Source organism: Neobacillus sp. SuZ13, from assembly GCF_030123365.1.
Classification (GTDB): domain Bacteria; phylum Bacillota; class Bacilli; order Bacillales; family Cytobacillaceae; genus Neobacillus.
The window spans coordinates 3,421,026-3,435,662 of the sequence record NZ_CP126107.1; the positions used below are offsets into that span (position 1 = coordinate 3,421,026).

The following is a 14,637-nucleotide window of genomic DNA, read 5'->3' on the forward strand; positions in this document are numbered from 1 at the left end:
TGATTTCCGCACCAATCAACAGAGTGGCAAAATCAACAATAATCTTTATATTTTTAATGAGACAGACTCATTACTAGTAAACTGTGGCAGCCAATCTCCGTGTACCTCAATTAAGTCATCACATAATGAGATAATGTTATCAATTGATAGTTCTGCAGCTGTATGCGGATCGAGTAATGCTGCCTGATAGATATATTCCTTCTTATGTGTCACTGCTGCCTCAATCGTAAGTAGCTGTGTATTAATATTTGTTCGATTCAGTGCTGCCAGCTGCTCCGGCAGATCACCAACGTATGTTGGTGTAATTCCGCTTCGATCGGCTATACACGGCACCTCTACACAAGCTTTCTCTGGCAGATTACTAATCAGCCTTCCTGTGTTTAATACATTTCCGCCAAATTTGAAGGGGATATTGGTCTCGATCGCTTCGATTATCCGTGATCCATATTCCTTGGAACGCATATGTACCAAAGATTTGTTATTGACCAAGTCCTCCCTCATCGTTTCCCAATCCTTGATTTGCTTCTCACATCTGCGTGGGTATTCATCCAGTGGAATATTATACTTTTCGACCAGCTCAGGATATCTTGATTTAATAAAATAAGGGTGATATTCGGCATTATGTTCTGATGATTCAGTGACGTAATAGCCGAACTTATCCATAAGCTCAAATCGAACCATATCGTTATGTTTATTTTTTTGCACTTCTCTTGCACGTCTTTTTATTTCGGGATAAAGATCTTCACCATTTCTCTTTACTTCTAACAACCATGCCATATGGTTAATACCGGCTATCTTTTCTTGGATGCCTTCTGGATCCATGCCAAGTGCTTTAAATAAATGATTTGTACACACTTGGACACTGTGACATAAGCCGACTGTTTTGATAGGGGTGAAACGGTTCATGACACCTGTTAGAACCGCCATAGGATTTGTATAGTTTAAGAAAAGTGCATCAGGGCAGACTTCTTCCATATCGCGGGCAAAATCAAGCATTACCGGAATGGTTCTAAGATTCCGAAAAATCCCGCCAATGCCTATCGTATCAGCGATGGTTTGTCGTAACCCATATTTTTTAGGAATCTCAAAATCAAGTACAGTGCTCGGCTTATAACCACCGACTTGAATAGCATTAATTACATATTTTGCGTCTCTTAATGCTTCTTTTCTATTTAAATATGCTTTTATCTCAATGTTTTTGTTTAGACTTTCTTTTAAATTGGTGAGCATTCTCTCCGAATCTCTTAATCGTTGTTCATCAATATCAAATAATGCAAATTCGAAGCCCTCCAGTGCGGGGACAAACATGCAGTCACCAAGAACATTTTTTGCAAAAACGGTACTGCCAGCTCCTAAAAAAGTAATTTTGGGCATTGATTTCCTCCTAAATTTAAGAGAAGCAGTCCAGAAGCATAACACATCGGAACTGCCTCACAATAATATTAATCCTTATCTATTAATATCTTATTTCTTAATATTTTCATTATGCGGGATTATTGACAACGTCTGTCCTTTTTCTAGTGCTAAAGAGATTTCACCGTTCGTAATTTCTCTGTTCTTTTCCAATAAAGTTACCCCGTCTAATCCAACTGCATAAATATCAACCTTTTTGACATCTGACCAGTCTGTCGGGAATTTCCACTTTCTGTTTTCATACCCATCTTTACTGAAAGCAATAATTTCGCGATATTTTTCTTTATTCCACAGAGCCGGAACAAATAGGTCATTGCCATCCCTAATCACATTTTCACCTTGTGTAATTTTAGCCTTTCCATTTTCAATCCAGCTTTTTACATCGTTCTCAAAAGTAACGACGCCATTAATATCAGAAATTCGTTTCAATGAATTTAAATACTGCCATGGTAAGGTTTTCGTTGCGAAATCCGTTTGGAAGCCAGTTAAATTAACAGGATCATTCTTGATTATATTTTCCCCGAGCATACTTTGTCCGTAGCGGGCATCTCCGCCGTCACCACCAACATATAAAGAGGCTGGAATCTTTAACTGATTGATTTTTATCCCGTCTATTCCTTTTTTACCAAAATGCCATGCCATCGGCTGCAGTCCCATCAATGGATCTTTTCTGTAACCCGCATCCACTTCTGATGTAACGTCCACCCCATGGTCACGCCAATATCTAAAGATTTTTTTCTGTGTTTCAATATCTTGATCCATGGTGATGCCATGGTACGGACTAATAGGTTCAACTGCTAAAGTAGGGACATATTGATGGAAGGCATCGATATGGATGGTACCTGCTTTTTCTATTGGAAGCATTGCTAACAACCCATCAATTCTTTTTTGGGCAAATCCTGTTTCCCATTCCCTGGTGTAGCTGATTGGATATCCCCAGCGGTATGGTTTCAAGTTACCATTAATATCTCTGGCAAGAAGGTCATTCTTTAGATAAGTATCCCAAAGTGGGCTCGATTCCCTTATATCTAGCATATTAATGTGTAGGCTGACAGTAGTGTTATACTTATAAGCTTCTTCCATTAACCATTTGAGACTATCAACTGCTTTTTCATCCTGATCTCGCTTTAGATTTGGATTAACAACATCCCAAGCAGGATAGCCTGTGTCATGCCCATTGTATTGCCATCCAACCAAATATATAATCTTTGGGATACCCCTCGTTGCCTTATCCATTTTTTTGATTGCTTCAAGCCCTTGTTCAAATGTCGTAAATACCTTTCCATTGTTATCAGCCAAAAACATCTTCATCGTTAAAGTTTCGTGATATTTATGGATGAACGGACGATCTGGTGCCAAGTTAACCTTAATTGGAACACTGGCTGTTTTCGTTGCACCATCTGTTGTTTCGACTGTTGCTGTAACGGTTGCTTCACCATCCGTAATGGTACCAGCTCGTACAACAGCACCATCTTCTGTTTTTTGTACGGATGCAAGTACCTTTGGATCACTGATAGTGTAGTGAATATCATCTGCTTCCAAATTTGCAGTGGTGCCGTCACTCATGACTCCTTTCAACTTTATTTCCGTCGTTCCATCTAAGTTAATAGATGCTTTTCCGGCAGTTAAACTAAGTGTTTCAAGGGTTTTCAATTCATCTGCTTTTACACTATGATGTGCGGGAAATAATAGTGGGAGCACAAGACCTGCCGATAGTAAACTAGATACCATTTTCTTTTTCAAACGATTCCTCCTCGCTTTCAAATGATAATATTTGTAAACATTGATCCTCTGCAAAAAAACACTAGGAAACGCTTACAAATAAAGTCTATCAAAGAGTTATATATTGACGGGATGACACAAATCTACACTTTCAACGCTCATTTCTACAGATAGTATTTTCTACCTAAAAACAAAGTCCCATTGGCGGAAATGTATCACCAATGGGACTACTGACCTTTATTAGTAAAATTCAAATAACACCCTTTTTAAGAATGATATTTGCATAGAGGGACTTTTCACTAGTTGCAATAATCGCGTAAGCCTTTTTAGCGCGTTCATAGAATGATAACCTTTCCATCATTTCAAAGCCTTGAAAATCTCCATTGTGATTTTCGACAATTGTTTGAAATTCATCCCAGATTACGGGGTTTATAGGATCGCCAGGAACAACCTCCATTAAAGCCGTGGGTTTTTCTTGATATTGATCGAGTGGAAAAAGTTGCAAAATTGCATTGAGTAACTCTGGAATGTTGTGTCCATCGGCTCGTATCAGCCTTTTTGCGCAGTTAGCTGCAGGAAAGTTTCCATCTGCAAGGACAATTTCATCTCCATGGCCCATTTCTAAGAGGATCTTCATTAAATCAGGTGAAATGATTGGCGGAATACCTTTTAACATGCAAATCTCCTTTCATAAAACGGGGTTTAACCTTACTGACAAGGCTAAACCCGGTTGCAAAAAATTTTACTTTTCTTCCACAAAACGATTGGTTAATGCACCTAGTTTCTCGATCTCTACCGTTACCACATCACCAGATTTTAAATACACTTGTTCAGCTTCCGGTAATCCTAAAACGACCCCTTCAGGTGTTCCTGTTAAAATAAGGTCGCCCGGAACCAATGTCATGTGTTGAGAAATATAGCTGACGATTTCAGCACAGGTAAAGATCATATCGGATGTATTGGAGTTTTGTCTTACTTCGCCATTAACGATTGTTTTTAATTGTAAATTCTGAGGATCTCCTACTTCATCTGCTGTAACTAAATAAGGACCAACCGGACTGAAATCATCACATGTTTTTCCAAGCAGCCACTGATGGGTACGAAGTTGTAAGTCTCTAGCAGATAGATCATTTACGGTACAATACCCAAAAACATGATCAAGCGCTTCCTCTTTCGTCACGTATTTTGCCGTCTGGCCAATGACAATCCCTAACTCGACTTCATAATCCAGCTTGTCAGTTACTTTCGGAACGGCAATATCTCGGTTATGAGCAGTGATTGTATTATGAAACTTGTTAAATAGGATCGGCACTTCTGGATACGGAGCATTCGTCTCATCAGCATGTCTGCGGTAATTGAGGCCAACACAAATGATTTTCTTAGGTTCTGTCACACAAGGACCCCATTGTACAGCGTTTTCCTCCATAATATAGGAAGGATTAGTTGGGTCTAGCAGATTTAGGTATGACTCTAATTGGGAAATCGCCGTTGGACCAGCTTTAATTACTTCCGTGATTTCGGTTGGAATGTCTGGGGCCGAAATTACTGATAGTGCTACTGCCAAATCCACAATACCATTATCAACTTTTACCCCTAAAGTTGGTTTTTCATTTTTCATTATCGTTACTAACTTCATAGGTTTCAAACACTCCACTTCTTATAAAATAAAAAATATTCTTCCACGTTCGTTTTTAATTTCAATAAAACTTAACAATTTACTTCTCAGAAATTCTTTAATGTCAATATTTATCTATCAGAATTACTTATGCATTCTTCCCAAATACGACCCCGCCGTCAACATATAGAGGCGACCCCATCATAAACCTAGATTCATCTGACGCTAAAAACAAAGCTGCTGAAGCGACATCGTCCGGTGTTCCAAGTTCACCACTAAGCTGACGGGTTTTAATTTTTCCAATCGCTTCTTCAGGGTTATCATAAGAAGATTTTAAATAGTTTTCAACAAACGGAGTCATGATCGTTCCTGGAAGAAGGGCATTTACACGAATATTATACGGTGCGTAATCTACCTGCATTGCTTTTGTTAAAGCTAAAACTGCCCCTTTTGTGGTCGAGTATGCCGCTCTTTGTGCTAGTCCCATTTCAGCTGCACAGGACGACATATTGATAATCGTTCCGCTTTGTCGCTCCATCATAAATGGAAGGGTATATTTACTAGGAAGATAAACGCCCTTGACATTGACACTCATGATCTTATCCCATGCATCGGGTTCAACCTCATGCAATGCTCCGACATTACTAATTCCAGCATTATTAAAAAGAACATCAATTCTGCCATAGGAACTAATGACGTTCGCTACCATCTGCTGAACCGATTCCGGGTCTGTTACATCTGCCATTACAAAAATCGCTTCTCCGCCTTGATTGTTGATTTCTTGAACGGTCTGCTTTCCATTTTCTTCATTTAAATCATTTACAACTACAACGGCCCCTTCTTTTGCAAAACGTAGGGCCGTGCTTTTGCCGATGCCTGAACCAGAGCCTGTTATTAAGGTAATTTTGTTAGATAATCTCATCTTTTCACATCCTATGTTTGTTTTTGTAGTTATAAACTAATTCCAATTCGGTTAATGCTAAATTCTTCATGTCCAAGAATTTCTGCTTTCGTAAGTTCGCCTGAGGCAACTTTTACAATTTCTTCAAAAATATTCTTTCCCGATTCATCTAACGTCTCTTTCCCTTGAAGGACAGCACTGGTATCAATATCAATATTGTCACTCATCCGTTTAGCTGTGATTTCATTTCCGGTAATCTTGATGACTGGAACAATCGGGTTTCCTGTTGGGGTACCACGCCCTGTTGTGAAGCAGACCAATTGAACTCCTGATGCAGCCATACCAGATACACATTCAATATCATTTCCCGGCGAATCCATGAAATAATACCCTCTTCCCGGGATTGATTCAGCATATTCCACTACTCCTTGAAGTGGAGCAGTCCCCGCTTTACTAATACAACCAAGCGACTTTTCTTCGATGCTTGACAGTCCACCTTCAATATTTCCGGGACTTGGATTACCTCCACGCATATCAACGCCCATTCGTTCAATTTCCTTTTCAAAGCGCTCAACACAAAAGTAGAGTTTGTTACGGACCTGCTCAGATACCGCTTTCTCAGCCACAAGATGCTCCGCACCAATGATCTCGGTTGTCTCACCCATGACAATGCTTCCACCTTGTTGAATGATCAAGTCAGAAGCTTTCCCGAGAGCAGGATTACTGCACAGCCCAGAAGTGGCATCCGATCCGCCGCACTTGACACCAACGATGAGTTCAGATAAAGATACTTCTTCCCTTGGTACTTCCTGGACATCTAAAACTAGGGAATGGGCAACCTCAATTCCTCTTTGAATCGTCTTAACCGAGCCGCCTTCATTTTGAATATCGAGCCACGCAACTGGCTTACCAGTCTCTTCACTGATTTCCTTCATTAATTGTTTTGCATTTATTACCTCGCAACCGAGACTAACAATTAATACTGCTCCTACGTTTGGGTTTTTACCCATTCCAACTAATACTTGATGGGTTCTTACTTTATCTTGTCCGACCTGGCTGCAGCCGTGCTGATGTGGAATAGCTACTGTGCCCGGTACCTGCTGTTGGATTCTGCTGACAACCTGATTGGCACATACAACAGTAGGCATCAATAATACATGATTCCGTATCCCGACTTTTCCATTTGGTCTACGATATCCTTTAATCAACGTCATGATTGCTTCCCTCCCTGTTCCAGCTTTCGATCGCCTCGGCCCCGAATTCCTTCAATATTATGTACATGTACATGCTCTCCGATCGAAATGGCCACGGTTGCTGCCCCAATTGATTCTCCATATTTAATTACATGTTCGCCAAAAGAAATCGGTGAAATAGCAATTTTATGTCCAAATTTAATAGGTTGTTGAACAGTTATTGTTTGGTTGTTCCCCATTACCTGAAATGTTAACTCTTCTCCTGGTGCTGCATCATGTAGTAAGGTTGCTACATTATCTCTCGCATCCATAACTAGGCATGCTACTCCAGCTTCTATTGAATTTTCTGCCATTTATTTACCATCCTCCTATTTTTCTATTGTAAGGAAATTATAAAATAAATAATTTTGGGTAAATTGAATTTGTTCTCTTAATACAGCCCCAGCGCTTCCGCTTTTTGTTCTTAAGATACTACTTTATCCCATTCCGGCTTAGGCCCAGCTGCATATCCGAGTGTGGCCCCTCCGTCTGTGACAATGTTTTCGCCTGTTACGAATGAAGCATCATCGCTGGCAAGGAACAAGACAACTTTGGCAATTTCTTCTGATGTCGCAGTGCGACCGAGCATATGTGACCGGTCTTGCGCTAAACTCGCCTTTTCGGGATCCGCCTGCAGTTGAAGCCAAGTTTCAAATAAAGGTGTTCTGACTCCCGCAGGACTGATAGAATTAATTCTGACTTGAAAAGGCGCATAATCAATCGCGAGTGCTTTTGTCAAAGCAATCACCGCACCTTTGGAAGCGGAATAGGCACTGTTAAATTGCTGACCAACGACCCCCGTCATTGAAGCCATATTAATAATCGAACCTTTGGTTTCCTTTAAATGAGGTATAGCATACTTCGTAGTTAAGTAGATGCTTTTCACATTGATTTGAAAGAGACGATCCCATTCATCTCCTTCAATCAATTCAAGGGTTTTAGGTAAAATAATTCCTGCATTATTAAATAAAATATCCATTTTGCCACACTTTTCAATAGAAGTTTTAATTAATCGGCAAACTTGGGATTCCTTGGAGACATCACATTTTACTCCATATGCCCAAAATCCTTTTTCTATTAATTCATCTACAAAACTCTGTATTTTTTCTTCATTAATATCAGCAATAATGACTTTCGCCCCTGCTTTTGCAAACAATAAGGCTGTGGCTGCCCCAATCCCACTTGCTCCGCCTGTAATAATTGCCACTTTGTTTTCTAATCTCAACGAAATTTCCCCCTTGGTGTCAATTTATAGAATCTCATCGCATTTTCACCAAAAATTTTCTTTACGTCAGATTCTGTCAGGTCATCAGGTAATACATCTACTAATGTTTGATACACTTCATTATAGCTCCCGGCTAAAAGGCACACAGGCCAATCACTTCCGAACATAATAGATTCGGTTCCAAAGACCTTTAGAATGTATTGGACAAACGGCTGCACCTCCGATTTGTTTATCGGTTGCTTCATTTCTGTAATCATTCCTGACAGCTTACACATGACATTTTGATAACTTGCTAGTTCCTCTATATTCTCTCTCCAGAAGTCCGTCATACCTGCCGAAATATTTGGTTTTGCAATATGATCAATAACGGCTCGTAATTGCGGGAATTCCCTCAATAATGTGTTAATGTGCGGTAAATGACGCGGGAGAATAAGAATATCAATCGGGAAATCATCTTTAACTAGTAATTCAATATTCTTCAACACACGTGGACGTAGAATCCATTGATCATCCGGTAAATCTTGAAGCATTGGCCTTATTCCGATAAAGCCTTCAACCTGTTTTAGTCTCTGATACTCTTTTTTAAAGAATTCTTCTTCAAGATCAAGCCAGCCGACAACGCCGGCAATATAATCATATTGTTGATATAGCTGTAAAAGGTATTCCGTCTCTGCTACAGTTGGAGCCGCCTGAACTGCGATGGAACCGTCTAGTTTATACTCGTTTAATTGACCAATGAGATGTTCAGGTAAAAAATCACGGTATAATACCCGTAATTCTGGGCTTAGCCAATCGTAATCTCCTCGATCAATCCTCCAGAAATGTTGGTGGGCATCTACTCTCATTGACTTTACTCCTTGGGTAGAATTTAATATAACTGGAATAGGAGTAGATTGACTCCCATTCCATACCAGCACAAAATTATTTTTCAATTACATGAAGCTTAAATATTCTTGACGTAAAATCGCCTCCATGTTTAATGCCTTCCGCTTCAATTCCTGAGAATTCACCTGTAAGCAGGATTCCTGCATGCATTAACGTACTGCCATAATAAGTACCAGCTGTATTTTCGAGTCGATATTCCAATCCTTCATTTATTCCTTTGAGCAAAAGTCTTGAAAACCCTGGATTTGGCCTAGCTAGGACTTGGTAATAACCGGCTATCGCTTCTTTTTGATCCTCAGAGACCACCATCCATGCTGTGACATTTCCATCGCCTTCAAACGGACTTTTTAACCGATAAAAGGTGCCGTTTTGAATAAGTCTTCTATTCTCTTTGTAAAAAGCAATTTGCTCCTTCACACATTGTTTTTCATCTTCGGTCATTTTTGTCACATCTAGTTCATACCCGAGCATTCCAAAGTAGGCCACGCTGGCTCTTGTTTCTAGGCTTGTGATTCTTTTAACTTGATGGTTGGGTACAGCAGAGACATGCGCCCCCATCGAGCTTAATGGATAAACGAATGAGGTCCCATATTGTATTTTTAACCGTTCCATTGCATCGGTATCATCACTTGTCCATGCTTGCGGTGCGTAATAGAGCAAACCTGGATCAAATCTTGCCCCGCCGCTGGCACAGGATTCAAATAGTACATCGGGAAAATTGGTCGTCAAACGATCGTATAAATCATAGACTCCGAGAATATAACGATGGGAAACTTCCTTTTGCCTGTCAGCAGGAAGGGCAACGGAGCCAATTTCCGTCATATAGCGGTTCATATCCCATTTTACGTAGGAGATCGGCGCTTCTTTTAAAACTGCAGCCATCATTTCGTAAATATGGTCCACCACTTCCTTGCGAGAGAAATCCAAAACAAATTGGTTTCTTCCATGTGACCGATGTCGATCAGGAACATGGATAATCCAGTCCGGATGTTTTTGATAGAGTTCACTTATTTTAGAAACCATTTCCGGTTCAAACCACAGTCCAAATTTAAGGCCTAATTCAGTTATTTTCGTCGCTAATCCACTAATTCCATTAGGTAGCTTCCTTTTATCTGTGAACCAATCACCGAGTGATGTTTTATCATTATCTCTTTTTCCAAACCAGCCATCATCGAGGACGAATAATTCCACACCCAAGTCTTTTGCTGTTTGGGCGATTGTGAGTATTTTTTCTTCGTTAAAATCAAAATAGGTTGCTTCCCAGTTATTGATTAAGACAGGCCGTTCTTTATCACGCCATCTTCCCCGGGCTAACCTAGTCCGGTACAATGTTTGATATGTTTGACTCATCCCATTTAATCCTTGATCGGAGTAAACCATGACTGCCTCTGGTGTTTGGAAGCTTTCTCCCGCTTCAAGCAGCCAATTAAAATCAAAGGGATTAATCCCCATCAGCACCCGCGAAACATTATATTGGTCCACTTCCACTTGTGCTAAGAAATTCCCGCTATACACAAAGTTGAAACCGAACACCTCACCTGCATGCTCATTTGTTTCTTTTCGCTTTAAAGCAATAAAAGGATTTTGCTGAGTGCTGCTTGTTCCTCTTGTACTGGAAATACTCTGTGTCCCAGGCTGTAGAGCTCTAGTAAACACATGTCTTTCTCTCGCCCAGGCACCAGAAAGCTGTACCATTTCATAGTCAGAATCAAAAAAGTCAACGCTTGTACTCATCGCACGGGTGAGGTTAAGTTTTTGCGATCCTTTATTTGTAAATCTGCTGCTTCTCGTAAGGACATTTAAATTCTTAAAGACGGTATAAAGCAACACAATTTCGGTTTCAATAAGTTTGTCATAAAGAGTTATCTCCAGCGTTTGGGCCTCATCTTCCTTTTCCACATATGTAGCTGGCAGCCCATTAAGTTTAGGCTTGCCTTGATAAATCACATGATTTTTGTATTCAAAATTGGTAATTCGGCTTCCGTTTTCTTGTTCGATTTGAAAAGCAGGTTCTCGATAATCACTGGTTCCATATGCCGGATATTCCTGCTTCAGAGTATCAAGCGAAAAAGCAATATCACCTTCGAACACACAGGAAGCAGTCGCCTTTGGTTCGGTTGTATAAAGATGTGAAAACGATGCGCCCTGATGAATTCTTTTACCAAAATATAAGTGACCTAATTGATTATTTTTTAAAATGGTGAAAATATAGCTAAAGTCTTTCCCTTGGATATGAAACTCTTTTTCTTGCTCATTAAAATGAATACCTGATTGTTTCACAGCTTCCTTAACAACGTGCACTTGAGATCACCTCATGATAAAAGTCAAATTTGCTTGCATTTCGGAATTCTGATAAAAACTATTAATCTTTAACTGCCCCTGCAGATAATCCCTTAATGAAGTATCGTTGCAAGAATAGATAAAGAATAGTTAGTGGCAGCATTCCTAGTAATGAACCAGCTGCGACCCAGCCGAGATTATTATTGTATTGAGAGAAGAATTGTGATAAAGCCACCGTAATTGTTAACCTGTCGCTGTCTTGAAGGAAGAATACGGAGAACTGATAATCATTCCAAACCGCGACACCTGTTAAGATTATCGTTGTCACTGTCACTGGCTTTAACAGTGGAAGAATTATTTTGAAAAACAATCCAATTCTAGATGCCCCATCAATCATCGCTGCTTCATCTAATTCACGCGGTATGGTTCCGATAAAACCTGTGTATAAGAAGATGGTGATTGGTAAATTAAACGTTACATTTAAGACAATCATTGCCCAATAAGAATTCAAACCGCCAAGGTCAACGATGAACTGGTACAAAGGGACAAGTATTGTTAATGGCGGGACAATTAGTGCAGAAATAAACACAATATAGACAATTTTATTGAGCTTGGTCTGATATCTTGCAAGCGGATAGGAAGCAAGCGCGCCAATAACGATAACTAGAATGACCGTGATGACAGTAATGACAACGTTATTAAAAAACGCATTTCCAAGATTCGCAAATTCCCAAGCATTTTTAAAATTATCCGTGTACAGATAATCTGGAAGCAGCCATTTTGAACTGGTATCACTTTCGTTTTTGAAGGACGTATTAAAAAGCAAATATAAAGGGACGATGTGAAACAGGCTGATGATAATCGATGCAATAATTATTAGCGGTTTCTTGTTTCTCATCGGACAATCTCCCTTCTTCTTAAGTAGACTAATGCTGCTAAACTAATACAGCTAATGATCACAAACATTAAATTTCCTAATGAAGCAGCATACCCTGCGTCTTGACGGGCGAAGTACGTTTGATACATCATTGTTGATAAGGATTGAGAGGCATACCCCGGTCCTCCGTTTGTCATCGCAATAATCACATCAAACAGCTTCAGACCGCCGATAATATTTAAAACAATGTTAATGGTGATGGACGGTGCCAACATTGGCAAGGTAATATGTCTAAATCTAGCAAAGCTTGATGCTCCATCAAGATCGGCAGCCTCATAGTAATCTTGGGGAATCGATTGAAGACCTGCTAGATAGATCGTCATCGCTATTCCTAAAAATTGAAAAGTATTAACAAAAGTAATCAGCCACACATTTACTTTTGGCATCGAAAGCAGGTTAATCGGTTCATCCCTAAAAAGTAGAATAATATCATTGAGTGCTCCTCCGTTAAATTGGAAGATAAAATACCAGATATAACCCATGATTAATGGACTGATGATAACAGGTAAATAAACAATCGTTCTCGTAATACCTCTTGTTTTAATACTTTGATTCAATAAAAGTGCATAGGCAAGACCAATAATATTCTGTAATAAGGTACTACCTACACCATAAATAAGCGTGTTTTTTACCACCGTAACAATATTTGAATCAGTAAACATCCGTTTATAATTTTCAAGACCGATCCAGCTCGATGTTTGTGAGTACCCATCCCAGTTTGTAAAAGAAATGGCGATTCCTTTAATGAATGGATAAAAAATGAATACACAAAATAGTAAAAGCGCAGGTAAATACAATAAATTAATCCAAAAAACCGAATTAATTCTTTTCTTCCGAACCTTATGTGTAGAAATCGAATGACCAGGAACAGTGGAGATTTTGCTATTCTGGCTTAAATCGTTCTGCATACTTCGTTTCTCCCCTATCTTTTAACAATTTCCCAATTGAATGAACTTCCAGGACTAAATGATTTTGTAAAAAAGGGGAGAAAGCTCTCCCCCCCTGTTTCTTATTTCTTATTCAGACGTTCTACTTCAGCCTTCATTTTGTTAGAATATTCTTCCGGAGTAATGTTTCCAGCAATTAATTCTTGTCCAAGAGTACACATAACATCCCACATCCCATTTGGAAGGAAAACACGGTCAAAGTATGGGAGTACTCTTTCTTCTTTGTATTGATCATAGAAAGGTGCAAATTCTCCGCCAGCAGTTACATCCTTAAATGGTGCTGGTGCAAGGGTTGTATCAGAAATTTTCTTAATATTTTCTGGCTTAGAGACGAATTCTAGTAATTGTTTTGCTTCTTTTGCATGCTTCGTGTCTTTCCAAAGGCCTAATGTGAAGCGCTCGCCACCAACAAATGTTGGCGTATCGCCTGCCTCAATTGAAGGGATTGGGAACACACCCATTTTTGCGTTTGGATTAATCTTCTTAACATCAGCGATTGATGCTGGAGCATGAAGGGCAAACGCCAATTTATTTTCTGCAAACAGTCTAGCCTCGTCCACATATTTCGCAGTTAACATATCCTTATTAATGAGCTTTTTATCATAAAACTTTTTAAAGTTTTCTGGCAGGAAAGTCCACTTAGACCAGTCAAATGAACCATTTGTTAATGCTTCTGCTTGATTATTTTGAGGACTGATTAATAATGGATTGGCAAAGTAATCAAAGTATTGACCGATTGTCCATGAATCTAGAGCTGCAAAGTAAAATGGTGTAACTTCACCTTTACTTTCTTTTACTAACTTTTCAGATGCTGCGACTAACTCATCAAAGGTTTTTGGTACTTCGATGTTGTATTTTTCTAATACTTCTACATTATAAAGGACGCCTTCTTTTGCCTCATTTAGAGGTAATACATATAATTTTCCTTTATCATCGGTAATCACTGGTTTGATAGTGTCGGATAAATTCGCCGCCCATTTTTCACCGCTAAGATCTGCTAAATAGTTGCCATAACGTTTGATCGCCCAGCCATGAGTATCAAATAAATCAGGTAGGTCATTTGAAGCCATTTTCATTTTTAAAATATTTTCATAGTTTGAACCTGGAAATTGTAAATCAACTTTGATAGATGGATTTTCTTTTTCAAATGCCTTTACAACTTCTGTTAATGCGGTCTTCATCCCCTGGTCAGCTGTCGAAGACATAACCGTTAATTTCACTTTGTCACCACTAGCATTTGATTTTTCTGATCCGCCGCTAGAACAACCGAACAAACCGAAGCTTAACAGTAAAATCATGGTAATTATGAGTCTCTTTTTCATTCCTTTTCCCCCTATATTTTTTCAATTTTCAGCATTACGAGTGCTGTTGTATAAAGGATAACACCGTGGAAATCGCTTTCATATGTACCAATTCTACACTGAAAGCGCTTATTTTTAATGTTGACACAACATGTTGCTTCTCTTATTCTTTAAATAGT

At 39.3% G+C, this 14,637-nt stretch carries 13 protein-coding genes; all 13 read right to left on the reverse strand.

Going from position 1 to position 14,637, the window contains the following annotated elements; all coding sequences use genetic code 11:
* Nucleotides 1-45: 45 nt before the first annotated feature.
* The 13 genes from melA to QNH17_RS16885 all read right to left on the reverse strand — a co-directional run bounded on the left by melA (nt 46) and on the right by QNH17_RS16885 (nt 14,479).
* On the reverse strand, nt 46-1,374 hold the full coding sequence (melA, locus tag QNH17_RS16825) for an alpha-glucosidase/alpha-galactosidase (RefSeq protein WP_283873666.1): 1,329 nt from the start codon (nt 1,372-1,374) through the stop codon (nt 46-48).
* A 90-nt stretch (nt 1,375-1,464) separates the two neighbouring features.
* The gene (locus QNH17_RS16830) at nt 1,465-3,156 is read right to left on the reverse strand and encodes an endo-alpha-N-acetylgalactosaminidase family protein (RefSeq protein ID WP_283873668.1); all 1,692 of its coding nucleotides are present in this window, start codon (nt 3,154-3,156) and stop codon (nt 1,465-1,467) included.
* A gap of 229 nt (nt 3,157-3,385) precedes the next feature.
* On the reverse strand, nt 3,386-3,811 hold the full coding sequence (locus QNH17_RS16835) for an RbsD/FucU family protein (protein WP_283873670.1): 426 nt from the start codon (nt 3,809-3,811) through the stop codon (nt 3,386-3,388).
* A gap of 66 nt (nt 3,812-3,877) precedes the next feature.
* The gene (locus tag QNH17_RS16840) at nt 3,878-4,771 is read right to left on the reverse strand and encodes a fumarylacetoacetate hydrolase family protein (RefSeq protein ID WP_283873672.1); all 894 of its coding nucleotides are present in this window, start codon (nt 4,769-4,771) and stop codon (nt 3,878-3,880) included.
* Nucleotides 4,772-4,898: 127 nt separating this feature from the next.
* On the reverse strand, nt 4,899-5,672 hold the full coding sequence (locus QNH17_RS16845) for an SDR family NAD(P)-dependent oxidoreductase (protein WP_283873674.1): 774 nt from the start codon (nt 5,670-5,672) through the stop codon (nt 4,899-4,901).
* Nucleotides 5,673-5,701: 29 nt separating this feature from the next.
* A complete protein-coding gene (locus tag QNH17_RS16850; RefSeq protein WP_283873676.1) occupies nt 5,702-6,865 on the reverse strand; it encodes a UxaA family hydrolase in 1,164 nt (387 codons plus the stop codon).
* Nucleotides 6,862-7,197, reverse strand: a complete 336-nt coding sequence (locus tag QNH17_RS16855; protein ID WP_283873678.1) for a UxaA family hydrolase — start codon at nt 7,195-7,197, stop codon at nt 6,862-6,864. Before QNH17_RS16855 ends, QNH17_RS16850 begins: the two co-directional genes overlap by 4 nt.
* A 110-nt stretch (nt 7,198-7,307) precedes the next feature.
* On the reverse strand, nt 7,308-8,108 hold the full coding sequence (locus tag QNH17_RS16860; protein WP_283873680.1) for an SDR family NAD(P)-dependent oxidoreductase: 801 nt from the start codon (nt 8,106-8,108) through the stop codon (nt 7,308-7,310).
* Nucleotides 8,105-8,953, reverse strand: a complete 849-nt coding sequence (locus QNH17_RS16865; protein ID WP_283873682.1) for an amidohydrolase family protein — start codon at nt 8,951-8,953, stop codon at nt 8,105-8,107. Before QNH17_RS16865 ends, QNH17_RS16860 begins: the two co-directional genes overlap by 4 nt.
* Nucleotides 8,954-9,029: 76 nt before the next feature.
* Complete coding sequence (locus QNH17_RS16870; protein ID WP_283873683.1) at nt 9,030-11,294, reverse strand: alpha-galactosidase; 2,265 nt, start codon at nt 11,292-11,294, stop codon at nt 9,030-9,032.
* Nucleotides 11,295-11,355: 61 nt separating this feature from the next.
* Nucleotides 11,356-12,171 carry a carbohydrate ABC transporter permease gene (locus QNH17_RS16875; protein ID WP_283873684.1) on the reverse strand — a complete coding sequence of 272 codons (816 nt, stop codon included), beginning with the start codon at nt 12,169-12,171 and terminating at the stop codon, nt 11,356-11,358.
* Nucleotides 12,168-13,118: a carbohydrate ABC transporter permease gene (locus QNH17_RS16880; RefSeq protein WP_283873686.1), complete on the reverse strand. Its 951-nt coding sequence runs from the start codon at nt 13,116-13,118 to the stop codon at nt 12,168-12,170. The genes QNH17_RS16875 and QNH17_RS16880 overlap by 4 nt, the downstream gene beginning before the upstream one ends.
* A 101-nt stretch (nt 13,119-13,219) precedes the next feature.
* A complete protein-coding gene (locus tag QNH17_RS16885; RefSeq protein WP_283873687.1) occupies nt 13,220-14,479 on the reverse strand; it encodes an ABC transporter substrate-binding protein in 1,260 nt (419 codons plus the stop codon).
* Nucleotides 14,480-14,637 lie beyond the last annotated feature (158 nt).

Coding starts and splice junctions, on each gene's coding strand:
- QNH17_RS16865 (WP_283873682.1), bottom strand. CDS start 8,953: ATGAGAGTAGATGCCCACCAACATTTCTGGAGGATTGATCGAGGAGAT.
- QNH17_RS16855 (WP_283873678.1), bottom strand. CDS start 7,197: ATGGCAGAAAATTCAATAGAAGCTGGAGTAGCATGCCTAGTTATGGAT.
- QNH17_RS16880 (WP_283873686.1), bottom strand. CDS start 13,118: ATGCAGAACGATTTAAGCCAGAATAGCAAAATCTCCACTGTTCCTGGT.
- QNH17_RS16835 (WP_283873670.1), bottom strand. CDS start 3,811: ATGTTAAAAGGTATTCCGCCAATCATTTCACCTGATTTAATGAAGATC.
- QNH17_RS16850 (WP_283873676.1), bottom strand. CDS start 6,865: ATGACGTTGATTAAAGGATATCGTAGACCAAATGGAAAAGTCGGGATA.
- QNH17_RS16845 (WP_283873674.1), bottom strand. CDS start 5,672: ATGAGATTATCTAACAAAATTACCTTAATAACAGGCTCTGGTTCAGGC.
- QNH17_RS16875 (WP_283873684.1), bottom strand. CDS start 12,171: ATGAGAAACAAGAAACCGCTAATAATTATTGCATCGATTATCATCAGC.
- melA (WP_283873666.1), bottom strand. CDS start 1,374: ATGCCCAAAATTACTTTTTTAGGAGCTGGCAGTACCGTTTTTGCAAAA.
- QNH17_RS16840 (WP_283873672.1), bottom strand. CDS start 4,771: ATGAAGTTAGTAACGATAATGAAAAATGAAAAACCAACTTTAGGGGTA.
- QNH17_RS16885 (WP_283873687.1), bottom strand. CDS start 14,479: ATGAAAAAGAGACTCATAATTACCATGATTTTACTGTTAAGCTTCGGT.